The sequence below is a fragment of the Candidatus Uabimicrobium helgolandensis genome, from assembly GCF_041508025.1.
Classification (GTDB): Bacteria; Planctomycetota; Uabimicrobiia; order Uabimicrobiales; family Uabimicrobiaceae; genus Uabimicrobium; species Uabimicrobium helgolandensis.
Window position 1 is genome coordinate 3,247,092 of the sequence record NZ_CP165719.1, and the last position, 26,226, is coordinate 3,273,317.

At 35.5% G+C, this 26,226-nt stretch carries 24 protein-coding genes; 10 read left to right on the plus strand and 14 right to left on the minus strand.

The features are described from left to right. The first annotated feature begins 41 nt into the window (after nucleotides 1–41). The 7 genes from UABHE_RS11835 (at nucleotide 42) to UABHE_RS11865 (ending at nucleotide 6,225) form a co-directional block, all read left to right on the plus strand. The gene (locus UABHE_RS11835; RefSeq protein WP_372370498.1) at nucleotides 42–254 is read left to right on the plus strand and encodes a hypothetical protein; all 213 of its coding nucleotides are present in this window, start codon (nucleotides 42–44) and stop codon (nucleotides 252–254) included. A 3-nt stretch (nucleotides 255–257) separates the two neighbouring features. Further along, a complete protein-coding gene (locus UABHE_RS11840; protein ID WP_372370499.1) occupies nucleotides 258–1,808 on the plus strand; it encodes a sodium:solute symporter in 1,551 nt (516 codons plus the stop codon). A gap of 132 nt (nucleotides 1,809–1,940) precedes the next feature. Then, a complete protein-coding gene (gene cyoE / locus UABHE_RS11845; protein ID WP_372370500.1) occupies nucleotides 1,941–2,828 on the plus strand; it encodes a heme o synthase in 888 nt (295 codons plus the stop codon). Next, nucleotides 2,828–3,244 carry a DUF420 domain-containing protein gene (locus UABHE_RS11850; RefSeq protein ID WP_372370501.1) on the plus strand — a complete coding sequence of 139 codons (417 nt, stop codon included), beginning with the start codon at nucleotides 2,828–2,830 and terminating at the stop codon, nucleotides 3,242–3,244. The genes cyoE and UABHE_RS11850 overlap by 1 nt, the downstream gene beginning before the upstream one ends. A gap of 9 nt (nucleotides 3,245–3,253) precedes the next feature. Then, the gene (locus tag UABHE_RS11855; RefSeq protein ID WP_372370503.1) at nucleotides 3,254–4,303 is read left to right on the plus strand and encodes a class I fructose-bisphosphate aldolase; all 1,050 of its coding nucleotides are present in this window, start codon (nucleotides 3,254–3,256) and stop codon (nucleotides 4,301–4,303) included. A gap of 223 nt (nucleotides 4,304–4,526) precedes the next feature. After that, nucleotides 4,527–5,042, plus strand: a complete 516-nt coding sequence (locus UABHE_RS11860) for a hypothetical protein (protein WP_372370504.1) — start codon at nucleotides 4,527–4,529, stop codon at nucleotides 5,040–5,042. Between the two features lie 34 nt (nucleotides 5,043–5,076). After that, entirely contained in the window at nucleotides 5,077–6,225 is a 1,149-nt protein-coding gene (locus UABHE_RS11865) for a hypothetical protein (protein WP_372370505.1), read from the plus strand. A gap of 243 nt (nucleotides 6,226–6,468) precedes the next feature. On the opposite strand, the gene UABHE_RS11870 is transcribed toward UABHE_RS11865, so the two are convergent. The 5 genes from UABHE_RS11870 to UABHE_RS11890 form a co-directional block, all read right to left on the minus strand. Further along, nucleotides 6,469–6,756 carry a ferredoxin family protein gene (locus UABHE_RS11870; RefSeq protein ID WP_372370506.1) on the minus strand — a complete coding sequence of 96 codons (288 nt, stop codon included), beginning with the start codon at nucleotides 6,754–6,756 and terminating at the stop codon, nucleotides 6,469–6,471. An 80-nt stretch (nucleotides 6,757–6,836) separates the two neighbouring features. Next, the gene (locus tag UABHE_RS11875; protein ID WP_372370507.1) at nucleotides 6,837–7,124 is read right to left on the minus strand and encodes a ferredoxin family protein; all 288 of its coding nucleotides are present in this window, start codon (nucleotides 7,122–7,124) and stop codon (nucleotides 6,837–6,839) included. Nucleotides 7,125–7,282: 158 nt separating this feature from the next. Further along, on the minus strand, nucleotides 7,283–9,235 hold the full coding sequence (locus UABHE_RS11880; protein ID WP_372370508.1) for an alpha/beta fold hydrolase: 1,953 nt from the start codon (nucleotides 9,233–9,235) through the stop codon (nucleotides 7,283–7,285). Nucleotides 9,236–9,351: 116 nt separating this feature from the next. Then, a complete protein-coding gene (locus UABHE_RS11885) occupies nucleotides 9,352–10,110 on the minus strand; it encodes an SDR family NAD(P)-dependent oxidoreductase (protein ID WP_372370509.1) in 759 nt (252 codons plus the stop codon). A gap of 6 nt (nucleotides 10,111–10,116) precedes the next feature. Further along, on the minus strand, nucleotides 10,117–11,781 hold the full coding sequence (locus UABHE_RS11890; protein ID WP_372370510.1) for a cation:proton antiporter: 1,665 nt from the start codon (nucleotides 11,779–11,781) through the stop codon (nucleotides 10,117–10,119). A 164-nt stretch (nucleotides 11,782–11,945) separates the two neighbouring features. On the opposite strand from UABHE_RS11890, the gene UABHE_RS11895 reads away from it, so the two are divergent. Further along, nucleotides 11,946–12,584, plus strand: coding sequence for a fumarylacetoacetate hydrolase family protein (locus UABHE_RS11895; protein ID WP_372370511.1), 639 nt, complete (start codon nucleotides 11,946–11,948; stop codon nucleotides 12,582–12,584). Between the two features lie 10 nt (nucleotides 12,585–12,594). Then, entirely contained in the window at nucleotides 12,595–13,260 is a 666-nt protein-coding gene (locus UABHE_RS11900; RefSeq protein ID WP_372370512.1) for a hypothetical protein, read from the plus strand. Between the two features lie 124 nt (nucleotides 13,261–13,384). On the opposite strand, the gene UABHE_RS11905 is transcribed toward UABHE_RS11900, so the two are convergent. From UABHE_RS11905 to UABHE_RS11940, 8 genes are read right to left on the minus strand one after another with little or no spacing between them, the layout of a single operon-like run. Continuing rightward, nucleotides 13,385–14,302 (minus strand): hypothetical protein, encoded by a 918-nt coding sequence (locus tag UABHE_RS11905; protein WP_372370513.1) that lies wholly within the window; start codon nucleotides 14,300–14,302, stop codon nucleotides 13,385–13,387. A 10-nt stretch (nucleotides 14,303–14,312) separates the two neighbouring features. After that, complete coding sequence (locus tag UABHE_RS11910) at nucleotides 14,313–14,984, minus strand: pseudouridine synthase (RefSeq protein WP_372370514.1); 672 nt, start codon at nucleotides 14,982–14,984, stop codon at nucleotides 14,313–14,315. 9 nt (nucleotides 14,985–14,993) lie between these two features. Beyond that, nucleotides 14,994–15,842 carry a dTDP-4-dehydrorhamnose reductase gene (gene rfbD, locus UABHE_RS11915; RefSeq protein WP_372370515.1) on the minus strand — a complete coding sequence of 283 codons (849 nt, stop codon included), beginning with the start codon at nucleotides 15,840–15,842 and terminating at the stop codon, nucleotides 14,994–14,996. A gap of 8 nt (nucleotides 15,843–15,850) precedes the next feature. Continuing rightward, nucleotides 15,851–18,973, minus strand: coding sequence for a protein kinase (locus UABHE_RS11920; RefSeq protein WP_372370516.1), 3,123 nt, complete (start codon nucleotides 18,971–18,973; stop codon nucleotides 15,851–15,853). Between the two features lie 33 nt (nucleotides 18,974–19,006). Then, nucleotides 19,007–20,191 (minus strand): MalY/PatB family protein, encoded by a 1,185-nt coding sequence (locus UABHE_RS11925; protein ID WP_372370517.1) that lies wholly within the window; start codon nucleotides 20,189–20,191, stop codon nucleotides 19,007–19,009. Nucleotides 20,192–20,217: 26 nt separating this feature from the next. Then, complete coding sequence (locus UABHE_RS11930; RefSeq protein ID WP_372370518.1) at nucleotides 20,218–21,780, minus strand: cyclic nucleotide-binding domain-containing protein; 1,563 nt, start codon at nucleotides 21,778–21,780, stop codon at nucleotides 20,218–20,220. A gap of 7 nt (nucleotides 21,781–21,787) precedes the next feature. Further along, entirely contained in the window at nucleotides 21,788–22,690 is a 903-nt protein-coding gene (locus UABHE_RS11935) for a M48 family metalloprotease (protein ID WP_372370519.1), read from the minus strand. Continuing rightward, nucleotides 22,687–23,754 (minus strand): alkaline phosphatase D family protein, encoded by a 1,068-nt coding sequence (locus tag UABHE_RS11940; protein WP_372370520.1) that lies wholly within the window; start codon nucleotides 23,752–23,754, stop codon nucleotides 22,687–22,689. Before UABHE_RS11940 ends, UABHE_RS11935 begins: the two co-directional genes overlap by 4 nt. 271 nt (nucleotides 23,755–24,025) lie before the next feature. Here UABHE_RS11940 and UABHE_RS11945 point away from each other — a divergent pair, with 271 nt between their 5' ends. After that, nucleotides 24,026–25,072 carry a DUF3810 family protein gene (locus tag UABHE_RS11945; protein ID WP_372370521.1) on the plus strand — a complete coding sequence of 349 codons (1,047 nt, stop codon included), beginning with the start codon at nucleotides 24,026–24,028 and terminating at the stop codon, nucleotides 25,070–25,072. A gap of 29 nt (nucleotides 25,073–25,101) precedes the next feature. On the opposite strand, the gene UABHE_RS11950 is transcribed toward UABHE_RS11945, so the two are convergent. Beyond that, on the minus strand, nucleotides 25,102–26,133 hold the full coding sequence (locus UABHE_RS11950; protein ID WP_372370522.1) for an LD-carboxypeptidase: 1,032 nt from the start codon (nucleotides 26,131–26,133) through the stop codon (nucleotides 25,102–25,104). Nucleotides 26,134–26,226: the final 93 nt, after the last annotated feature.

Consider the following 26,226-nt stretch of genomic DNA (forward strand, 5'->3'; position numbering starts at 1 on the left):
ATTAATTCAGGTCACTTGGCGATCTTGGAAAGGTAAAAATAATGAAAAAAAAGCTTATTTGGGGAGCAGTAGTTTTACTAGCGATTCTCCATAAAGACTTTTGGTGGTGGAGCGATACAACAATTGTGTTTGACTTCTTACCAGTTGGATTGGCATATCATGCTTTTATTTCTGTATGCGCCTCTATATTATGGGCGTTAGCTGTTGTGTACGCGTGGCCTGAAGATTTAGAAGCTGAGGCAGAGGGAGAATAAATAGTGACAGTACTTATTGTAATTATATGTTATTTGATGCTGCTTGTATCCTTAGGGGTAGCGAGTGCTCGTTTTGGAAAACAAACCTCTAATGATTTTTTTGTGGCAGGACGTAGTATAGGTCCATTTTTGTTATTTATGTCACTTTTTGGTACAACGATGACCGCATTTGCTTTAGTTGGAAGTAGCGGCGAAGCTTACGAACGTGGAATTGGCGTTTACGGACTAATGGCCTCTGCTTCAGGTATAGTTCATTCTGCTGTTTTCTTTTTAATCGGTATGAAATTATGGGTTTTTGGTAAAAAATATGGTTATACAACACAAATCCAATATTTTCGTGATCGTTTCGAAAGTGATGCTATCGGTTTAGTATTATTTCCAGTCCTTGTTCTTCTTGTACTTCCCTATCTACTTATTGGACTTTTGGCAAGCGGGGCAAGTATATCAGCATTAACACAAGGGGCTTTGCCAAGTCTTTTTGCAGGTGGTGCTGTTCCTCCGTGGTTGGGTAGTCTTGTTATTTGTTTTGTTGTTCTCACCTATATATTCTTCGGAGGTATTCGTGGTGCAGCGTGGGCAAATGCATTTCAAACATGTGTATTTATTATCTTGGGAATGGTTGCTTTTTATATGATTGCCGATGCTCTTGGAGGGGCAAAAAATGCGACCCAAATGGTTTTAGCGCATAAGCCAGATCTCCTCGCACGCAGTGCACATATTTCAAAATTCGAGTTTGCAACGTACATGCTCATTCCCTTATCGGTAGGAATGTTCCCTCATTTATTTCAACACTGGTTAACTGCAAAATCAGCAAAATCTTTCCGTTTGTCAATTATCGCCCACCCGCTATTTATTATGTTAGTTTGGGTACCTTGCGTTTTAATAGGTGTTTGGGCATCTTCAGCAATGATAAATGGTGGTTTAATTGTTCCAGAACATAGCCGTGCAAATCAAGTACTTACCATTCTAATTCGCAATCTACTCGATAGCCCAATACTAACAGGGTTATTAGGTGCAGGTATTCTTGCTGCAATTATGTCATCACTTGATTCTCAATTCTTATGCCTTGGTACTATATTCACCAATGATATCGTACTTCACTATGCTGATGAAAATAAAATCTCTAATCAACAGAAAATTTGGATTGCACGCGGATTTATTATTGCAATTGTTGCTGCGACATACTTTATATCTTTATTTAAGCCGCGGCAGGTCTTTCCACTCGCAATATGGTGCTTCACAGGCTTTTCTAGTTTATTCCCTCTCGTCTTTGCTTCTATTTATTGGAAGAAAACAACAAAGATAGGTGCATTTGCATCTATTTTGACCGCTATTTTTATGTGGTTATTCTTTTTCTTAAAAGCCGACTGGGGAGCAAAGAGCAGCTTTGTTTTACCTGAAATTTTACCTTTTATTAGTGCCTCCACTGAATCAATGCAAATAACTATTATGCCTGTACTTCCTATTATTATTTGCTCAACACTGGCGCTCATCATTGGTTCGTTATTATCAAGTCCACCTTCGGAAAAAACGGTGGCTAAGTTTTTTAAATAAAGTGTTTTATTAAATAACTAGGCAAAAAATTTAATCGCTTATTTTGCCTAAGTGACCTGACAAAAGTAATTACCTGTTGAATACAGAGTTTATTTTTGGTGGGTCACTCAGTTTATTCATGAAAGTAATACGTTGAAAGCAAACACAATACAAATGAATTTTCTTATGCAACCAATTTCAGCTTATATTGAGTTAACAAAACCACGAATCCTCACAATGGTTCTTGTCACTGCTGCTATGGGATATTTTTTAGCTGACAATAGTGAAACCTCGGTAATGGTGTTATTATATACTTTATGTGGTATGACTTTCTCTGTAGGTGGTTCAGGAGCTCTGAACCAATATATCGAACGCGAAACAGATAAAAAAATGCATCGGACTTTAAATCGTCCTCTTCCACAGGGATTAATCCCTTCGTGGCAGGCTTTATTCATAGGAATAGCCTTAATCGCAATCGGAACTGCCATTTTGTTTTTCTTAGTTAATAGTGCAACAACTCTTTTGGTTTTACTTGCTGCTCTGTCGTATGTTCTTATCTACACACCTCTCAAAAAAATAACATGGTGGAATACGTTTGTTGGGGCAATTCCCGGAGCAATTCCACCTGTTGCAGGCTGGGCGGCAACAGGTGAAATATCGATAGAAGCGTGGGTATTATTTGGTATTCTTTTTGCGTGGCAACATCCTCACTTTTATGCAATCGCATGGATGTATCGCGAAGACTACGCACGAGGAGGTTTTAAAATGCTTCCTGTTGTAGAGCCCGATGGGAAAAGCACGTTTCGCCAAGTAATTTTTTATAGTTTAGTGATGATTATTTGTTCGGTGTGGCTCTTTTTTGTAGGAAACATGGGCTATATCTATCTAGTGGGTGCAATTTTTCTCGGTGGTTTCTTTTTTCAAAAAGCCCTTGTTTTTTGTCGTAGTAAACAAAAGCCAGAAGCGAAAAAACTACTCAAAGCTTCGATCATTTACTTACCAGTACTTCTCATTCTCATTTGTATGGATAAATTAATATAATGACAGTTCAAGATTTACCAACTCTAAACGTGGGGCTAAATGCACTAGCTTCTATATTTCTATTAAGTGGCTGGTGGGCAATTAAAGTAAAAAAAATAAGTCTACATAAAAAATTTATGTTAATGGCATTCACAACATCAAGTTGTTTTTTAGCAAGTTATCTCTATTATCACTTTAATGTTAAGTTCGTCACGACCTACGAAGGCGAAGGAATTTGGCGATATGTGTATTATACAATACTTTTCACACACATACCTGCTGCCACTTTTTCCGTACCTCCAGTATTCTTAGCTTTATGGCACGGACTTAAGGGAAATTTTGCAAAACATACGCGAATTACTCGCTGGCTGCTACCTCTATGGTTGTATGTTTCAGTTACCGGTATTATTGTATATTTTATGTTATATGTATTTTAGGAAAAAATAATGGGAAAAATTCAGTCTCTTCTCGGAGAAAAAGGCGACTACTTATTGTCGCACACTTGCCAAGGGATCACCAAAGAACAGTTACATCTTCCAGGCGGTGATTTTGTAGATCGAATATTCGGTCCTTCTGATCGTTCTGTACCGGTGTTGCGTAACCTACAAGCACTGTTTTCTAGTGGTCGACTAGCTGACACTGGTTATCTCTCTATTTTGCCAGTTGACCAAGGAATAGAACACTCTGCTGGGGCATCATTTGCTCCAAACCCACGTTATTTCGATCCAGAAAATATTGTAAAACTGGCTATTGAAGGTGGGTGCAATGGTGTGGCTTCTACACTAGGAGTTCTTGGTGCTGTTTCGCGAAAATATGCACACAAAATTCCTTTTATCCTTAAAATCAACCACAACGAGCTCATTAGCTATCCAAATACACACGACCAAATATTATTTGCAAATATAGACCAAGCTTATGACATGGGAGCTGTTGGAATTGGAGCTACAATTTATTTCGGAGCCCCAGAATCGTCGCGGCAAATCCAAGAAGTATCGAAAGCTTTTGCCTATGCACACAAAAAGGGACTACTCACCATTTTGTGGTGCTACACGCGAAATTCGGCGTTTAAAAAAGACGGCGTTGATTATCATCTTTCGGCTGACCTTACAGGTCAAGCAAACCATTTGGGTGTCACTATACAAGCTGACATTATAAAGCAAAAACTACCAGAAAATAATGGTGGATATAACGCAGTTAATTTCGGAAAAACCCATAAAAATGTCTACGAAAAACTATCAACAGATCACCCTATAGATCTTACCCGTTACCAAGTAGCGAATTGTTATATGGGAAGAGCTGGCTTAATTAACTCTGGTGGAGCTTCAGGTGACAATGACCTGATCCAAGCAGTAGAAACAGCTGTCGTCAACAAAAGAGCAGGAGGAATGGGACTTATTTGCGGCCGCAAAGCATTCCAAAGACCTTTGGCAGAAGGAATAGAGATCTTAAACGCTATTCAAGACGTTTATTTAGATGACTCAATCACTATAGCATAGAGAAACTCGACTATTGTTGACTTAAGGAAACGCAAGTCAACAATAGTCGAGTTTCATCCTCCGATTTCTTACCTCTATGAAGAAGCGCTTTATTTCATATTCACCATCATGACAAAAACTCACAACCACTTTGTTTTTTTACAAAAGGGACATAAGTGAGGTCAGGGCGTCGCAGAAAGATAATATTTCTTTTCCTTAAACTCCATTTATCAGGAAAAATCTAATGGCAGAAAAAACCAAAATACTACTACAATCTTTCCAATTTAATCAAAATTGGATAATCTTTGCCGATACTAAAGCTGCTGCAATTTTGACGATTAATGGTCTATTAATAGGATTTATTGTCCCACTAGGAAAACTATTAAAAACCTTATCGAGCTATTCTTTTGGATTCATGCTTACTCTTTACATTATTTATCTACTTGTAGCTCTATCTTCTCTTATTTTCTCAGCATTAGTCATTTATCCGCGACCTCACCGCCGCGGCGAAATATCAGCACTATTTAATATTGCAGCTGTGCAACAAAATTACCCTAAACCAGAAGATTCGGATCGCTATTCAGAAAAATTCTTAGAAACAGATACCGAAGAAATTATGAAAGAGTATGCTGCTCTTTTACATCGAGAATATTTAGTTTCTAGTCGCAAATATAATTATGTAAAAAAAGCGATCCTTAGTTTTCTAGTATCTGCGATATTTGCAGTAGTTTTGTTCGTTGTGAGTACTATTGTTATTTAATTTGTACGATTTTCTTATTTAATCGAGATAAAAAATGAACGCCAAAAAAGCCATAATATCCTTAACAGGGGAAAAAAGCCATTCTATCAATATTTCTCCTGGGCAAGGAAGTTTTTCTATTGGAACAATGGCCATGAACGCCAAGAAATTTGATATTTTAGTAGATGAAAAACTTCCTCTCAATTGGAAAGCCTTTGAGCAATTTTCCACCCCTGCTGGTAGTCCTTGGCCTCGTTTTTTTTATTATTATGGCAATGATTGTGGTTTCATTGAATGGTCTTTGGCAAGAAAAATTGAAACCTTCTACTGGCATCCACTAAAATCTCTTTCGGTAGATTGTTCCAATGCTCAAATAAGTTCACTTTCTATAAAGCCAGGAACAAATAAAATAGAAATTACTTTGGGTGAGAAGATAAAGACGTTAGTTATTGATGGTGATATTGAAAATGTACATGTAATTTCTACTAAAAAAACACCAAGTTTAACACTTTACCCTATAACATCAAAAGAAGAACCTACGGCACATAAATTACCGACATTAAAAACACTAAAAAATTTGACATCTTTAGATATTACAGTAAAACCTGTGGGACAACCATTTGATTGTAGAAGTCTACTTCAATTCAAAAACCTCACGCATTTAAATCTATCAGGGAATTTGGAAAATATAGATTGTTTAAGAAAGCTTGGAAAACTAGATTCTTTAGGATTAAGATTTGTTCCAAATTTAGAAAATCTTCCACCTTTACAAGAATGGAAAAATTTAAAATCCTTTATCGCTTGGAATGTAGAAGCTATTTCAGGAAAACGTATCAGAGCAGAATTGAAAAAACTAGTCAAAGAGCGCGAATTTATGAAGTACTCATCTGTATCTCAACTAAGAGATTCAATATGGTTTACTACGGAGTATGGAATACCTTTTTGCGGTTGGAAAGGAAAAAATGCTAAAACAGCAATAAAATCATACAAAGCCACTGTTAAAAAACTCAAGAAAGCAAAGACTCAAAAAGAAATCAAAAAAATAATGAGTGAATATGTCGACATTTTTAATCGTTTTGAAAATATCGAGACTGTAGAGAGAGAAGATATTGCAATATCTATAGAACAATTGATAGGTGTTCCTAGTTTTCAAATTGATGTAGCAGAAGCGATGCAGTGGTTTGATGAAATTCGTGAATTTTAATGAAAATTAAATATCTAGTAAGAATCGGTTGCACACTCCAAATTGTTGGAATAACAGCGATTATCCTAATTGTTTTTACGCCTTATCCTTTAGAGTTATTTGATTATATTGCAAATAAGTTTTATTTTTATAATGACCTTGATGCACCCGATAACTGGGTGTTTCTCGCTAATTCTTTGCTATTGGTTTGATTTTAAATTTGGTTTGTTATTATTTAGGCTGCACAATCACAGCCTAAACAAATTAGAGGTCAAAACGATCTTTGTTTTTTTGGACGTAAGATTCTTGCCCTTCAGGCATTTCATCTTCATGGTAGATTGCGTTAACTGGACACTCTGGCTCACATGCCGCACAGTCAATACATTCATCGGGATTTATATATAGCATTTCATTTACTTCGCGCATTTTTTCTTTGTCTTCATCACTCTCGATGTCATACTCTTCTGCAGTATAAATACAGTCAACTGGACAAACGTTAACGCAGGCTGTGTCGCATACACCAACACATGGTTCTGTTATATAATAAGACATATTTATTTTCTTTTGGGTACCCAAAACATATTATAACGGATGAAAAGTAATTTAGGCTGCGTAGTTACAGCCTAAATAAATTAGAGGTCAAAGCGATCTTTGTTTTTTTGGACATAAGACTCTTGTCCCTCTGGCATTTCATCTTCATGATAGATAGCGTTAACTGGACACTCTGGCTCGCATGCTCCGCAGTCGATACATTCATCGGGATTAATATATAGCATGTCTTTATCTTCGCGCATTTTTTCTTTGTCTTCTTCGCTCTCGATATCGTACTGTTCTGCAGTATAAATGCAGTCGACTGGACAAACGGCAACGCAGGCTGTGTCACATACACCAACGCATGGTTCTGTTATATAATATGACATATTTATTTTCTTTTGGAATATCCAAGGCTGCCTTCCTTCAGCCAAAGAAAGAGATCTTTTGCTAAAGAAGTAGTCTTTGTTTGAGAAGTTGAAAAGACTATTTCCTTTGTACCAATAAAAATAAAATGACTAAGAAAGTCAACTATTATCTAAAGTTTTTATCGTAATTTTACTCTCGGACGCTTAGCTGCGCGTATAACTTTCTCTTGAATCTGTAGCAAATTACCCAAATGTCCACCTCTATTAGACAAAGACAATCGATTTTCAGGAACTAGTTTTTTAATGAGTAGCAATGATTGTTTATCAACTAAAGGATCGTTTTTGTTTACAAATAAATGTAGCTTGTGGTTGTTTTTAAGCGTATTTTTAATCTTCCAGTAACTATTATTATAACCAAAAGCTTCGACTATATTACTGTCAGACAGACCAACTCTTTTTTGATATGACGGTATAATTAAATTGCGACAATAACTCGAAAAACTAGCAATAGGAAGTCCTTCTGTCCACACAAGTAAACTACGAATATAACTGAAACCAACTAAAAAGCGTGCATCTTCTCCTGTTAATTGATACGGCGTATTCCATGGGTTCGGTCCTCCAGAAATTCGCTCGACAATCGAACCAATGCTTTTTAATTGTCTAGATGTGCGCTCTTCTTTGCTTAAATCTTGATAGCTATCATAAGTGAAACGGTCGATTAGACTCATCGCGTAGGTTAAATTTCCAGGGCTATGCACACTAACATAATTATCAAAAATAGGATTGCGCAGTTTTTCTTCTTTCGCTGCAATGAAGGCGGTATAAAATCCTCCCATAGAATACCCAACAAGAGTAATTTGAGTGATTTTTTGTGGATACTCTTTACGTAAGGTTCGTAAAATCGTTTCTAACATTGTGTATATGTGCTCAGTATCACGAGCGATAATACCAGGTTTACTATTGTTTTTGAATCCTTGAGCAAAATTTACACTAAAAATACTACTCATAGTTACGACAGAAAAACCTTTTTCGTAGAAATCCTGGGCTGTTTTAGTACAAAAACCAGAGTCATAGTCACCGCCAAAACCAGGAATAACAAATGCCAAAGGCGCTTCATTTTCTTGCATCCATACATTATAATTGATATCTTGCTCTTGATCAGAAAATCGCAATCCACCTTTGATTGCTTTCCCTGCAAATTCGAAATCGCGCGTTGCTTCATACTTTAGAAAACCTAAGGTTTCTAAAATCCCAGCGTCTTGCGGACGAATTACTTTTTTAGCTTCCTGCTCTGGTGTATGCTCTTCTATTTCTACAGCACCACGTACTTGTAAACTTGATAAATCACGAAGATTAGTATAAGGGTCTGCAGCGCCATCTGTAGCTGTATAATACAGCGGAACTGTTAGGTAAAAGATGTCATTAGCTCGTAGAACCCACCCTACTTCTGGAAGATAGTAAGTAAAAACGTTAGTAACATTGTCGCCAATGAGCCCAACGCCTCCTCTTACATCCGACGGACCTAGTAAAGGAAGCATTAAAAATGGTCCTGGTGGCAACCCCCAATGAGCAAGTGTTTTTCCAAGTCCTTGGACAGGCGGCTTTTTGAGAAACCCTACTCCTGTATAATCCGCAAAGTCAAATATTCCTGCCACACCAATTGTCGAATTTAACAAAAAGCGACTAACAACGGAGGAAGCGTGAACAAATTTAAATTGCAGTAAATTGTTCACCAGTTTAGTTGGCATATTAATATTATCAGCGACATTAGATATTCGTTTCTGTATTACTCTTGGAACAATATACCCGTAAACCGTTCCGAGAGGTGTTACGACCCAACGAATAACAAAATCATTTCCTTTGAAAAGTGCGCGATTGACAGTTTCTAAAGGATCCCATATTTGAATACCTTCAATAGGGTTATTTTTTAACATATTTACTTCATAAACAGGCATATCACTTAAAAAATCTTCGTACGCCACATCACCTTCTGTTACATAATCTAGCTCTTTTTCACTTTCATATATTGGCTGGCTCTCAACAACTTGCGTTTCGAAAACCTTACCAGGAGTAGAGCACGAGCAGATAAAGATACAAAGAACTACACTCCATGAAAATTTTTGTAAAATCATTTTGTTTCCTATTTAAATTTTGCTATGGCTTTATTGTGGAAAACAAAGCCATCTATTTATAAGCACTCTAAATCTAAATGATGTATAATTAGATTTAGAGTACAAACGATTTCATTTCAAAGACGCGCCGTTTGTATTTTGCCAATAATTGTTGCTATTGTCTTTCGCGGCAAAAAGCGATACGATGATGAGAGTAGACGATTTTTCCATCCAGGAATAGCTACAGTCTTGCCTTTAATCATCGATTGATATCCATACAAAGCTACTTCTTTAGAAGAGGGAAGATTTTTTCCCTCTATCAACTTAGGATCTTTAATATCAGCTACTAGTTGAAATTTTGAAGCTGTAGGACCCGGACACAATGCTGTTATAGTAACACCTGTCCCTTTTGTTTCTCTAGTTAACGCTTCTGATAAATGAAGAACATAAGCTTTTGTGGCATAATATACCGCCATAAGCGGTCCAGGTTGAAAAGCCGCTGTAGAAGCAACATGCACTATTTTTCCACTTTTTCTTTTAAGCATCTGTGGCAAGTATAAATGCGTTAGTTCTGTAAGTGAGGTAATATTCACTTGGACCATTTGTTGTAATTTTTTCCACGGAGCATTTGCAAATGCTCCGTGATGGCCAAATCCAGCATTGTTAATTAGTACATCAATGGGATCGTCTATTTGTTCAAATATCTGCTGTGCAGCATCAATACTAGAGAGATCTTTTTCTATTACTTGCGCTTGACCAAGTTTTTTGGCAAGTAAATCTAGCTTTTGTTTGTTGCGTGCGACAAGGATAACTTTGTAACCTTCTTCATACAAGATTTTTGAAAATTCGTAACCGATACCACTAGATGCACCTGTAATAAGCGCTGTTTTAGACATAGTTTCTCACTTTTTTTTCTTTTTCTTTTTTTTCTTCTTTTTAGAAGATTTTTTCGGAGCACTTTCTTTAGAAGCTTTTTTTCGCTGTTCTTCTTTTTCTGGCTCTTCTTCTTTTTTAACTTCTTGCTTTTCTTCTTTTTTAATTTCTTGCTTTTCTTCTGTAGAAGAAATGCGATCAATAGCCCATTTTAATGCCGGAGGCGCGACAAAAGTAGTCAGCATAACAACCACGATCACTGCTGAAAACATTCCTTCGTCTAAAACTCCAGTAGTTTTACCTATACTTGCAAAAATAAGGCCTACTTCTCCACGTGGAATAAGACCGATTCCCACAACTAAACTATCTAGTTCTTTTTTCACTGCCCAACCAGCAACAATTTTACCAATAATGGCAGCAACTGTAAGTGCTAAAGAAATCTTAATAACTTCTGGATCTAAAAACGTTGTTACATCAACCAACATTCCCATCATTACGAAAAACATAGGTGCAAATAGACTTTCAATAGGGCCAATGGCACTTTCAATGCTATCGTATTGTTCGCGACGCACATCCTTGAAAAATTTGTCTTCGAGAATTAAACCCGCTGCAAATGCTCCGACAATAGATGCTAAACCAAGAGCATCACTTGCCCATGCAAACAACAACATTAGCGATATCGTAAATAGGAGTTTTGCATTTGCTCTATCGAGAAGAATAACATGATAAGTATATTTACTTAAAAATTTACCGATAACAAATATTGCCACGAATAAAAAAAGTAACGCCTTTAAGATAATGAACGACACATTAGTAAAATCTATGTGTCCAGTAGTGATAATACCAGTAACAACGGCAAGAATGATGAGCCCAAGAATATCATCAATCACTGCTGCCCCCATCACTACCTTCGCTTCAGGTATATTTAGTTTATTCATGTCTTTGAATACGCGCGCTGTGATACCAATACTTGTGGCACACAGCGTTGCCCCAATGAAAATGTAAACATTTTGGTCCATTCCTGGGGCTAAAAACTGCGTCACGTAAAAACCAAGTATAAACGGGAGAACAATACCGACAATTGCCGACCAAAATGATGAGGATCCTACCTCCATCATTTCTTTAAAATTGCACTCCAGACCTACCATAAATAGTAGTAAAATAACTCCTAATGCTGAAAATATCTTTAAGGCAATAACCATTTGTAAATATTTGTCAAAACTATCGCGTTGCAAAATTTTAGCTAAGACAAAACCATATTTACCTTCCTGCATATCTTTTTCTGGAATTTCTTTTTTGATAGCGTCTTGCAAGTCCATATTCGAGCGAATGGTATGTCCTAATATGCGCTCCACTTTATCATTGTGACGCATAACAACCATGACTGGCTGATAAGATTGGTATACAAAAGTACCAATTACCAAACCAATAAGAAGCTCACCAAGTACAGCTGGTTGATTGAACATTTTAGCGATAAATCGTCCAAGAACTGCTCCGAATATCAAACCAAATATCAATAAGTAAATAGGCGCAATTTCGTCACCGTGCCCACCTGCATGAGAATCGTGTTCTTTATGTTCTCCGTGGGTTTCTTGTGCTTGTAATTCAGTAAAAGTAGTTGGGAAATCCCCAATTACTCCCAACAATAAAACCAAACAAAGTATCCACCAAATCTTTTTAGTGAATCTTTCCATTTTTGCCACCTTTCCATGTAGTTATAAATATGGTAATATGGGTTGACATTTTGTTAGGGTGTACCGACATTAGATTTTTTGAAATTACTCAATTTATTGGAAAGACAAATGTCGACACGCCCTAAGTGAGTCTCAAAAAGTTTTTTTGATTAGCGAGTAGTAAAATGTATAAACATAACTTAATAGAGCCTGTGGGAAAAATCGTATGTGTTGGTCGCAATTATTTAGAACACATTAAAGAATTAAATAACCCTATTCCCAAAGCTCCAATTATTTTTATGAAGCCATCTACTTCTTTCGTTGCTCTCTCTGAACCTATTTCTCTGCCTTTACATGCAAAAGAATGTCATCACGAGGTGGAAATTGCTGTTCTTATTGCTGAAAAAATAGGAATTAATGAACAAAATATAGAATCAAAAATTGCAGGCTATGGATTAGCACTAGACTTGACATTACGCGATTTGCAACGTCAACTTAAGGAAAGTGGTCATCCTTGGGAAATGGCGAAAGCCTTCGATAAATCTTGTCCGATTTCTCCTTTTATTTGCAAAAGCGAGTTCACCGATCTCAATAATATATCTTTTTCTCTAACTGTAAATGATCAAGTGCGTCAACAAGGTAACAGCAAGATGATGATGTATGGTATTGTAGAACTCATAAGCTACATTTGCAAATATTTTACACTTCTTCCTGGAGATGTTATTCTTACAGGAACCCCGTCAGGTGTTGCTGCTCTCAATTCTAAAGACAAGTTACAGCTCGAATTTAACGGCAAGCATCAATTTTCTAGTCACGTTTTATAAAGGAAAAAATATGCGACAAATAGCAATTATTTTTATTTTTTTTGTTAGTGTTTTTGCACAAGATAAGATTCCGAGTGAAGATTTTAACACCTATGTGATAGATGCTCTTAAAAACTTTGCTACAGATGGTACTCATACATATCATTGGCCTAAAAGCGGTGGATGGGCAGGCAATACTGCTGACCTTTATTATCAAGGTAAATTATTCTCAAAAGGCGACAGTAAAAAGCGCTGTTATTGTTGCGGACTTACATTTGAAGTATTTTTTATTGCCTATAAAAAATATTGTGTTGATAATGGCTGGGAATTTAGCATTAAAGACTTCGACAGCGCAAAACTCAAAAAATTTCGCGGGCAATGGTTTGGGAGCGACGGAAATCGCAAAACCCTATTAAACGCTCTTGAAACAAATAAATTGGGTAAAAAGGTGACTTTTAGCGATGCAAAAGCAGGCGACTTTGTACAACTTTGGCGCCATAGCGGCTCTGGGCATTCAGTTGTTTTTATTAGTTGGTTACGCGACTCAAAAGGAAATATTACTGGTTTGCAGTACTGGTCAACACAAACTTCTACAAATGGAGTACACTACAATACAGAGTATTTTGGTGAGAAAAAAGGTTTGAAACGCAGCGAAACTTATATTGCTCGCGTTGGTAAAAATTCTAGAGAAAAATAAACAATATAAATACATTGTTTATCTTTTTAAAATTAGCTTTGTACTTTTTTGCAAAATGCAACTTTACGCTTTTAAAGACCTTGCTACCTACTAAAGTAAATATCAACCAATCTAATTTCGATTATCAAAAAGGCTTTTCATGTAATATTGAAAGGCCTTTCATATTCGCTACCTTGTTAGGTATTTTTTTTATTGGATTGCCTATAAGGTTTAAAAGAGAAAGTTTTGATAATTGGTGAAGTTCAACCGGTAAATCTTCAAGGTAATTATTCGATAAATCAAGCACCGATAAGTTATGACACTTTCCTATTTCAGGGCCTAACTCAAAAAGATGATTATTAGAAAAATCAAGTACAGAAAGCTTTTGTAATTCTCCTATATTTGATGGCATTACTCTTATATTTCCGCCTTTTATTCTTAAAACCGATAATTTTTGCAGTTTTTCTATTCCATCCATTTGTAGTTCTTCTTCAACACAAGCTTCTATTTCTAATACATCAATAAAAGAAAGATTGTAAACGTAATCTATTGGAATATAAGATTGTTCTTCATGCGCAAAATGACGATAATGCTGAACGGCGTAAAGACTCACTTTTCCATTAAATCCACAATTGTAAAATTCACAACAATACAATCCGCGAAATTTTACATTACCACGAAAACTACAATTATTGAAACTTGTATTTTGAACATCGTAATAACGGTTTTCGTCTAAATAAAAAGTACAGCCAGAGTAAGCTGCATGAGCAGCAACTGTTTGTTTCTGCCCTCTCTTTGCAGAATAACGCTTGGGTCTTTTGGAATAAATGGTGTAGGGCCACGTCTCTCCCGCCTCACTAACATAACGAACATCACTTCGCCGAAACATCACTTTCTCGATTACAACAGTAGAAGGATCTACGCAGTGATACACATTTCCATTGTAAAAAGCACGAATTTCTCCTTCGGCAACCAATTTTTGAAGATCTTCTAATGAAATTTCTAAATACTCTGCCGCTTCTTTAAACATACAGTGCATTTCTTCACTATACTCTTCCGACATTTTAATAACCTTATAAACTATCAATAATCTTATGATCACACTCTGGCAATCGTAGTAAAAATGAGCGAAAATCATCAGCAAGAGGAGCATCTATTTTGACAATTTTTTCTGATCTTGGATGCTTGAATTCCAACCACTTGGCATGCAAGCACAAACGTGGAAGTCCATATTCTGCGCGAAAAAAGCGATTTATTTTTCCTTTTCCATAACTCGTGTCACCAACTATTTGATGAGCACTGCGCGCAAGATGTCTACGAATTTGATGTTTGCGGCCTGTCGATATACGCGCTGCCACCAACGAACAACGAAAAAACTCACTTATTTTACGAAAATGAGTACACGCTTGTTGTTTTGTACCTTTATCGTTTGTTAACTCGCGTTCCATTGTCCATTCTTCGGGCGTAGAGCCGCGCACAAACGCAATATATTCTTTTCTTGTTGTTATAGACTGTAAAGACTCTTGCAATAGCTTCGCATCTTCTGACGTTAGTGCAAAAGCTATTGCTCCTGAAGCAGCGCGATCTATACGATGAATAGGGTAAAGATATTTGTCTACTTGCTGCGACAAAGTTTGCAACAAAAAAACACTATCGTTTGCTAACTCTGTTCTATGCACTAATAATTTGGGAGGTTTTGAAACTACAATAATTGATTCATCGTGATAAAGTATTGGTATTTGCATGGTAAACCTTTATAATTCGCTTGTGATATAATGATAAAGTGCTTTTTCCCAAGTTCTCATTTTATAGACTTTGTGAAATTTAGAACTTGTAATACTTTCATTAATAGGGCGAGGGGCTAAAGTTGGAAATGTCTCGGAACTAACCCCTTCTACGCGACAAGTAATCTTTGCATAAGAAAATATCTTTTCGGCAAAAGACACGCGGTTACATACTCCACCGTTGGCTAAGTGATAAATTCCATATGCAGGAGATTTCCGACATATTTCACATATAGCTAGGCTAAGATCATATGTATAAGTCGGCGTTCCCCAAGTGTCATTGACAACAGAAACGCTATCGTATTTTTGCCCAAGTTCGATCATTTTACCAACAAATTTTTTGTCTTTTTTCCCTCCACCAAATAACCATGTTGTACGTAAGATATAAAAGTTACTTAGTTTCTTTTGAATATTCTGTTCTCCAAACAATTTAGATTGGCCATATGTGTTAACAGCCACTGCCACACTGTCATTTTCAGAATAAGGTAAGGTTTTTTTTCCATCAAAAACCATACCTGTACTAAGATAAACTAAAGTACTTCCAAATGTTTCGCAGCAACAAACTATATTATCAGTGCCTTCAGTATTAATTGCATAGGCTTTATTTTCTTGTTCCTGACATAAATCAACATTAGTAAGAGCCGCTAAATGAATTACCACAGATGGACGAACTTTCTCAAAGATGCTTTTTAATTTTTTTTTATCAGTGATATCGAGCTGTTGATGAGAAAAAGGATAAACATCATAATATTTTTGCAAAACGAGAACTAGATACAACCCTACCATTCCACTACTTCCGGTAACTATTATTTTTTGCATTTTTATACCTAGTGAGAAAAAAATTCAACTTCAAAATTTTCATTTAGTTTACCATTAAAAATATTTTCTGTAAATTCTTGAGGATAATCACTTATATATTTGATGAATGAAGTTTGTTTACTTTTCGGAAACAAACGGTTTATTTGAAAGTTCTGCACTATGTTTTTCATTTTACAAACATGAAGTTTATGAGGATGGACAAATATAATTTTCTGACCTAAGAAGACAACATTTGTCGCTCCTTCTACAGGAAACAGCGCAAAAATATTTTTATTGACCGTTGTTTTAAAGAAAATGGCATAAGAATTGCGAAAAAGTACTATGAATTTGTCATCTACATACCAATCGTTCAAAACTTCAGGAATATTTTTTAATATATCTCCTTGACCATTTATAACTTTCAAATGGAAATCTTTTGAAATCAAATAAGCATTGCCATTTAAGCATTTTAAAATTCGATGAGTAATAGCAAATGTTTTTTGATAAATCGTTGAAAATGTTTGCGGATCAATGATTTTCAACAAATTTCTATTTGTGGTCAAAAAAATACGAAAGGAGTGATTAGTAAATAAACTAGTACATATTGTTTCTTTTGGCAGTATCATTTGTTTTAAAGAGTTATCTTTTGTTTCCTGGATGCATATACAATTATCGTCTTCGTCATAGTAAACAATTTGCGATCCGCTGCCGTTTATGCGCATAAATTTTTTCTTTGGACACCGATAGAACAACTCACCGCTCATTGTATAAATAATATTTTCATTTACCGTTTCAACAACTATATGGTTTTTCGATATGTAAAAATCGTTTATTTTCTCTAAAATATTCGATTCCCATACTTTTTTGTTGTTTACTCTCAATGAAATTTGTTTTTGCAGCACTACAAGCTTTCCAAAATGAGAGCGAAGTTTACGTATCTTTTTTGAAAAAATGACATTTGAGGAATCTAGTGCAAAAGAACGATCCCATAAAAAGACACCACTTTTATTTGAAGTCGCAATATATTTCTTCTGTGGTTGAATACTATATTGTTCAACTGTTTCATTCATATGGTCGATAGCAGATGGCTTTTTGGGATTAGATATATCCACAATCATGAGATGTCTTGGAGTAACTACAATTACTATATTGTCATTTTTGGAATGCGTCTCAATTCTACCACCGCTGATATTGTAATTTTTTTTGTTAATTTGATGTCCACTTAAATCCAAAATTACTAAACTCCCACTTTGACAGCCAGCAAGGTAGCTATTATTAAAACATAATTTTAAAGATTTAAGCTTTGCGTTTTTTTTCCAGCGCTGTACTTTTTTAGTGCGAACATTGAGAATCTCAACTATGCGAGAAGTTGCAGACAAAATCTTCTTTTTTGTGGCATCTAATTCCGTTATGTTATTTTTATAACTTGCAAGTAGTATTGTTTTCTTACTACTTACGTTAAACTGATATAGTTCGTTACTAGATGTAAAATATATATTTGGAAAAACGAAGCTCGTTTTAGATATCGATTTATTTAGCTCACCAAATAGTGTTATTTTATGAAAATCGTATTGGTGAATAAGTCCATTTTGGCAAATAAACAACAGATCATTTTTTGGAGTAAAAACAACCGTTACCATTTGCGAAATGTTGTGTTTTATTTCTGCAATTTTACGATTTTTTTTTATATCCCAAACGCGAATTAAACCTTTGAAATCTAGAGCAGCCAAAAGATTTCCATTTTTATTAAATATTAATTTATCTACATGCGAAAATTTATCATCTGATTTTCTCTGCCATACTAATCCATGATGCCTCAAAGATCGATTGAGCATCTCTTGATTTTTTCGCCTTATTTCATCTACGCTTTGGCCTTCTAAACCTTTTAAAAATTGAAGGCTTTTACCACTAAAAATACCACTTTCTTTTATAAGTCCAATTCTAAACTTTGTCTCAGCATTGTATGCTGCAAATTTAGCTAACACTGTACTTGAAGATCTATGTTTTTTCGCCGAAGCTAAGCGAGATTTCTCGAGGTGCTGTATGTGTAAAAAAGTGAAAGTCACCGATAAAAGTAAGCAAAAAAGTACAAGCCCAAAAACTAATTTATAACGAACAAGGTAACGATAAACCTTTTTAATTGTCGTATAAGGCCTTGCAACAACAGAACGCCCATTTAGGTAATTGTCTAAATCTTCAGCTAAATAATTTGCAGACGTGTAGCGTTTTCGTGGATCTTTTTCTAAGCACTTCAAACAAATGGCTTCTAGGTCAACAGGAATATCAGGATTCAAAACTCGCGGTGAAACAACATCCTTATAACATACGCGAAAAATAATGTTGATATTATTGTCTCCTTCAAAAGGAGGGCGTAGTGTTAGTAACTTATATATGGTAGCTCCTAGAGAATAAATATCTGTGGCTCCTGTTAAAGGCGCTCCATATGCTTGTTCCGGAGACATGTAAGCTACAGTTCCAAGTAGTTCACCTGTTTTTGATATTTGTTCATCATCTTGTTGTAATTTTGCCAAACCAAAATCCATAAGTTTCGGTTCCTTACCAACAAGCATAATATTCGCTGGTTTAATATCGCGGTGGATGATTCCTTGTTCATGAGCGTCTTGTAGGGCAAGAGCTATTTTGCGAATCACCCGAGCTATTTGCCGAAAAGACAAATTATTGATTTCCGTAAGAACTTTTCCTTCAAGATACTCCATCGTCAAATACATTTGTGGAGTTGTTCCGTATGAAAGTAAACGCACAATATTTGGGTGTTGTAGTTTACCAAGTATTTCCATCTCTTTTTGAAAGCGATGGACCATACTTTCACTACCATGAGAAATCACTTTGAGCGCAACAACACGTTTTATTTGTTTTTCATAAGCTTTATAGACAATTCCCATACCGCCTTGTCCCAACTTATGCTCAATCTCATAGTCCCCAAATTCTTTTTCGGTTATGGGAATAGAGTGCATTGTTGTACGATCTACAAAAGTAGCGTCTTCTGAAAATGACTGTTCTTGAAAAAAAGTTTTAGAGACTAGTATTTTTTTATCGCAATTGGGGCAACTACCTGTCTTTCCTAGTTGTATATTGGAAATTCTAATTTTTTTACCACATACACATACAAATTTTTTATTACTGATTTTCATTTTTTTCCCCGTTTTTAGGGTGCCAATGATAAATTATCTTTTCACTGCTCCAGCAATACGTTGCAAACACTCCTCTATTGTACTTCTCGGACAAGCAACATTCATTCTTTCAAACCCTATCCCTTCGTCTCCAAAGAAATAACCTTCATCAAGAGCTATTTGACACTGATCAACAATAAGATTTGTAAGTTGTTCCTTCGTTATGTTTAAAGCTGAAAAATCAAGCCATGCAAGATAAGTTCCTTCTGGAGGAACAAGTGATACTCCTGGTATGTTTTCTTTACAAAACTGCGCTACGTATTTCATGTTATTTTCTACATAAACAAGTAACTCATTCAACCAATCTTCGCAATATAAGTAAGCCGCTTTTGTTGCTTCTATTCCTATAGGGTTTGCATCTAACTGAAAACACTTATCAAAAGCTGTTCGCGTATAATTATCTCGCAATTTTTTATTCGGAATTACAATGTTCGAGGTGTGCATTCCTGCTAAATTAAAAGTTTTACTCGCTGCTGTACAAATGATTGTATTTTTTTCAAATTTTTTAGATACTTTTGTAATAGGAAAGTGCTTATGCCCATTAAACACTAAGTCACCATGAACTTCATCCGAAACAAGAACAACATCATTATTAATGCAAATATCACCTATCTTTTCGAGTTCCTCAGGTAACCAGACACGTCCAACGGGGTTATGCGGACTACACAAAAACATCAATTTTGTGGTGGCATCTTGCGCTTTTTTCTCTAAATCAACAAAGTCAATAGTGTATTTACTATCTTTGTATACGAGCGTGTTATTAGCGACATGTCGACCATTGTTTTCAACAACGGCTGTAAACGGATAATATACAGGTCTTTGAATAATGACACTATCACCAGGATTAGTAAACGTTTGTACAAAAAAAGATAGAGCTGGTACAATTCCTCTAGAGTACACTATCGAGTTTTTATCAATATGCCAATCATGCCTTCTACTCATCCACTGAGTGACCACTTCGTAATAGTCGTCTCCGCAAATAGTGTAACCCCAAACATTATGATCTACTCGCTTTTGAATTGCCTCTTTAATAGGCGGTGCGCACTGGAAATCCATATCAGCGACCCATAAAGGAAGAAGATCTTTATTTGCAAAAACAGGAAATATTTTCCCCATATGGTCCCACTTCATCGATTCTGTATTATATCTAGCGACAGATTTATCAAAGTTGTACTTCACTCAGTTCTCCAAAAATTAAAGTTACTTTACTCTTCCTTTTTTTCATTTTCATTTTCCTCTTTTTCTTGTGTAACTCGATCACTATCTATATTAAAAAAGGAATATATTTTATTTAAAATTTTAGAAATCTCGGCTTGAGTTTCAATATGAGCCTCACTCAATGTCTTTTGAGTACTCGCTTTGCGCCGTACCATTTTCTCTGTGAATTGCTTACTTACCATCGGCTTCTTTCGCAATAAAGGCGACAAACTATCTTTACTTACCTCAACAACCGTGGTATCACTAATAGCTTTAACTGTTGCCGATCGTTTTTCACCTGTCAGGAGCGACATTTCACCAAACTCTGAACCTGAGCGCAGTTGAGCTACTTCTATTTCATGGTCGCCTTCTTCTTTGATAACAACAACCGATCCCGAAATAATCGCGAATAGAGAATCACCTTCATCACCTTGGCGTATAATAATCGTTCCCGCCTCAAAAATGTGTAAACGACTTCCTGTACTAAGTAAATCAATATCTTCACTACTAAGAGATTTAAAAATATCGATGTCTTTCAAATACTCGAATACACCAGGCTCGTGTATTTTTATTTGCGGCATATTACTATTTGCCACGTGAACTTCCATCATTGAAGGAGAAATTCCATGTTTTCCAAGTCTTTTCTGTATAGCAATCATCAAATTACTTTTACCTGCCCAATGCTCTACAAAGTCTGAAAAATAGACATAGACAGTATATTGAAGCGGTCTAGACATTTCACTTAGATATACTCTTGGCGATGGATTTTTTAGAACTTTTGGCGACTCTAAACAAGCGTTAACTAATATCCGGTGAATAAATTCAGGATTGATATTACAATCAATAGAAATTCTAAACCATAAAGCATACACTTTTTCCGGTAAGTCAAAGTTATGAATGATACTACCGGTTGCTACGCTATTTGGAACAACATAAACGCTGTTATTCCATGATAAAACACGTGTTGTACGCCATGTGATATCGATAACTTTACCAATAACACCTTCTTTTACTTCGATCCAATCACCTATTTGATAAGGTTTTTCTACTGCTATAGCCAAACTCGAAAATAGATTACTAAACATACTTTGCAATGACAAACCAATAATACCAGCAACAATTCCTGTAGGAATAAGTAAATTACCAATAGATTTTCCAAAAACAAAGTTAGTAATACCATAAATAGTAAAAACACACAGTATTGTTGTGGTTAAGCCTCTTAATAATCGCGGGCTTTCTTCGCCAGTCATTTTTACAAAATTTGTCGACCACCAAAAAAGATCTAGCGCTTGAACAAGTAATTTAAAACCGGCAATCCATATCAAGGTCAAGAACACTAAATGAATTTGGTAAAAGTATTCTTCTCCTACCATTCCTACAAATATTAATTGTAAATCTACAAGTAATAACGGAATTAGAATCAGACTACCAAGCCATCCTAATTCTTTATAAGTTTTGCCAATAAACTGTACGATGATTAACAAAAAGAGGAGTATTAAAAAAAATAGAGATACAAAAAATATAGGTATGTTGTCTAAAGACATACCCAAAAATTTTAAAAAAATAGACATTTAGACTTTAATCCTTTTGTATTTTGTTTTCTATAATATTTTTTATATGAGGTAAACGGCCTGTATTTGTAACTAGATTATACATTTCACCTTGCTGCTCTAAGTAAAAAGAATTTAATATTTCCAACCTTGTTTTTTTATTGGCATCTGTAGTATCTATTTTTGCTATCACATTTTTAGCTACACGAGGATCGTAACCAACATCGACCAAGTACTGAACAGCACGTAAGTCTAAATCAATTTGACTTTCTACGGAAGGTTGCAATATTTTCTGTTTATGCTCCTCTATCACCACATAAAAATCTTCATCTTTAACATCATGTTCATAACGAAGCTCTTTACTTACTTTCATAAGTGCTTCAAATGACTTTGAGCTTTTTATAGCATTGAGAGCCTGCTTCGACGCAATAGCAGCAATTCCATGGGCTAGAGCAAAAGCTAACTCCGCTTCGGAATCTAGACCAAGAATTAACCCAGAAGTAACAAAAATGAAACCGCCAGGAGCAGCATATACATTTTTCTTTGGCGAATCAATAACAGCAGTATGATACTTTATCTCAGGTCGCTCACTTTCTTGTCCAATAACATTGCTTAGCAAATTGACAAATAAGCCTAGCTCTTCATCCATAATTGGTTCACCAAAACCTGGGGTAGCATACATAGCAAGACCTACATTTTCACCATATCGGCGTTCGTCCTCGTAAGGAATGCTAGTAATAGCAATACGTGCTGCATTTGTGAAAAGGTTTCCTATATCCATACCTGTTTGTAAACGACGAATCTCGTCGTTACCACTACCTACTTTTTGTGCAACAGAGGAATCTGAATTAGTATTATCAGTACTCACAGGACCTTTCACTGAACTACATCCAAATAAAAACAAAATACAATATAACCAAATATACCTCATTTTTTTGCCCTTGATTCTTCGCCTAAAATTTGTAATTCTGAAAGTAAAATGTCTCGTTGAATCTTACTTGTACCTTCTACATCAAATACTTCTAAAGTTATTTTCACATCATTGTTTGTAGGAGTAATTTTTACCCCTCCAAAATTTTTACCTAAATAAGAAGCTACGCGATTTTGGTTTGGTCCCAAACCTTCCCACACTTCTGTAAGTCCACTAGAGGTTAAATCAAAAATAGGGTAAAGACCAGGAACTTTTACACACGATAGTTCCGCCCAGTGAGTATCACCACTTAGAAAAAGCACCCCATTTGCTTGAGTTTTACGAATCAAGGATAACATGCGTTCATATTCTTTCGGCATATTTTGCCATGCTTCCCATCCATTGAAATAGGTTAAAAATTGCGTACTTGTAGCGATAATTCGCACCGAAGCCGGTTTTCTCAATTCTTTTTCCAGCCACTGCCACTGTGTTTCTCCAAGCATTGTTGCCCCTTGGTATTTTGCTTGCACATAAGCACCCATAATTCTTTTTTTGCGCTCTAATTGTTTTTTTCGATCAAGAATACGTAGAAGAGGAGAACGAAAATAGCGCACATCAAGCAAGATTACTTGAATTTTTTTTCCTTGTACTTCATAAAAATAAGAAGTATAGATACCAGGTGTTTTTCGCCGCGTTGAATCTAAATCTTCCTCAAAAAAATCTAGGAATATCTGTTGTGATTCACGCTTTTTTCTATATGAACTACCAGCATCGTTATAACCATAATCATGGTCATCCCAAGTGGCAATAATGGGGCATATTTTTTTGAGTTTCTGAAACCCTGGTTTTCGAGAAAAACGCCGATACTTACTACGCATTAGTTCCATATCGTAAGTATCTGCGTAAATATTGTCTCCTAGAAACAAAAAAACATCCGGTTGCGAAGCAACCACTGCTCCCCATATATCTTGCGGCTCATCTTGGTGACAACACGAACCAAACGCAAGATAGAAACTATTCTTTTGCTGGCTTATTCCTAGTGTAGCAAAAGCAATAAAAGTGATAAGTAATGTAAAGTTACGCATATCAAAATACCTCATAAATGTTGCACAATTTTTATTTATAGATGTTATCATAACTAAAGATGTTAAGCAAGATGAACGTAGACAGGAATAGGCGCTTGTAAAAGTTTGATTTACAAGCGCCTATTCCTTAATAGAAAAACGTAAATACAAGTTTTTCTCTTAATAAAAGAATATTAAAACGGTTATAATAACAACTTGATCGTACTCTTTATTTAAGAATAAACATGCTCTAATATAAAAAAGTATTTATAATAACTAAGAAAGGTAAAGTATGTCATTGTCAAAAAAGCTACCGATTGCAATCGCAATTTTAATATTTTTACTACGTCTTGCTACTGTAAATTTTCCACAACTCGTAGACACATGGTATTCTTGCCTTCTTTATCCCTATTCACAATTCTTTTTGTCTCTCATCGCCAAACTATTCTTCTTTTGTTCTATAGATGAGCTATTTCTACTCGTTATTTTGTGTACATCTGTTATTTTGTGTTGGAAATCATACAAATGTAAAAATCGCAAACAGTTCTTACAGTATTTGGGTATAAATACGATTATAGCATTTTGCTATATCTACTGTGTATTCAATTTAGTATGGGGATTCAACTACCTCCGTCAACCATTTCATCAACATATGAAAATTGAAATTACAACTACTTCCATTGATAACTACGAAAAAGTAGCACAAAAAATGGTGACAATACTAAATGAATTGCAAGACTGTCAATTTCTTGAGACAGAGTTACCAGATAACAAAGTCAATATTGCGATCCACAAAACTATCACGAGTATCTATCCAAATCCAGTCACACCTCCACCAACCAAATATTTATTTTTTAACGAGTTCATGAATATTGCGGGTATTTCCGGGATATTCTTGCCACTCTTTATGGAGCCACATATCAATGCTGATCTATTGCCTTGGGAAAGACCACTAGTAATGGCGCACGAAAAAGCCCACTTCCATGGCTTTGCCTCGGAAACCGATGCTAATTTAGTTGCCTATATCGCATGTATATCTGCATCACAAGGTACTCTGCGCTACTCAGCGGCCTTACGTATTTTCATTTCCTTTAGCAACTACTTGCCCATTGATAAATGGAAGCAACTTGCACAACAATTAAACGAGACAACACGAGAAGACATAAAACGATGGCAACAACGTTTGCAACGTAATCGACAACACTACGGTTTTTTTAATAAACTCAGTAGTCAAGTAAACAATGCTTATCTAAAACTAAACTCACAGCAACTTGGGATACTAGCGTACAGTGCTGCTTTACCACAATTTGTATTATGGTGGCAGCAGTATAAAAAATAAATCTCAAGCGCTTCGTAAAATTTTTTTTGTCACTCGACAAAAGATTCAAGAATGTTAAAAACAACATTACAATTACCGCTAGCTTCAATGTTAACAAGACATCTTTGACCAATTGTGTGCATTGGAATTGTATGAGAACAATCAAACTCAGAAATAACAGGGTATGCCCTATTTCCAATTATCTCAAGTAAAAGTTCATCAAGTTCAAAAGGAGCTCCTTCGCGATCTGGCATTTCTACTTTACCTGTAATTAAACCAATAATTTTGTCAAAAATACCCATAAGTTGCAATTGTCTAAGACTTCTTTCTTCTTGAGACCAAGGTGCTGCCAATTCCTCAATAAGAAGAATTTTCCCTGCAATATCAGGAAAATATGTAGTTCCTGCTGAGGTCAAGAGAGTATTAAGGTTAGCCACAACAACCTCACCTTCGGCTCTTCCAGATTTTAAAACTTTCCATCCTTTGTTCTCACTCCACTCCCTTGGGATATTTTTCCAGTCATCATTCGACCAATCGCGAAAATGATTGCTCCATTTGTTAAACGGTTTTATTACTCTTAATTGACCGCTATCATCCATACAAGCGCTCAAAAATGAATCATTGCTTTCTTTAACACCATTTGGATACTCACCAAACCAGGTCATAACTGCTGGTCCGTATAGAGTTTTTAATCCCGCGTATTTTAGAATAGAAAGATGAAGAGAAGTTACATCACTATAACCACATACAATTTTTCTTTTCTCTCTTATCAAATCAAAATCCAAATACGGAATCATACTACTAGAGTTCATTCCGCCAATCGTTGAAATTAAAGCTTTTACTTCATTGTCTTTGATTAAATCCATAAATTCTTTTGCTCTGTCTTGAGGAGTTCCTGAACGATAACCTTGGCTTGCTCTTTTTTCAGATAAAAACCCTAATTTAACATCAAAACCAAGTTTTTCTATATTTTTAACACCATTCAAAAATAAGCCTTCATTTCTTATATATGCTGGTGAGGACGGTGTAAAAATACCTATGGTATCCCCTTTATTTAATTTATATGGTTTTAATAGTTTCATTTTAATCTCCAAGCCGTAATAGTTCATAATTTTGATTGTTAACTATTGACATTTTTCACCTAAACTGAATAATAAACAGAGAATATAATTTCA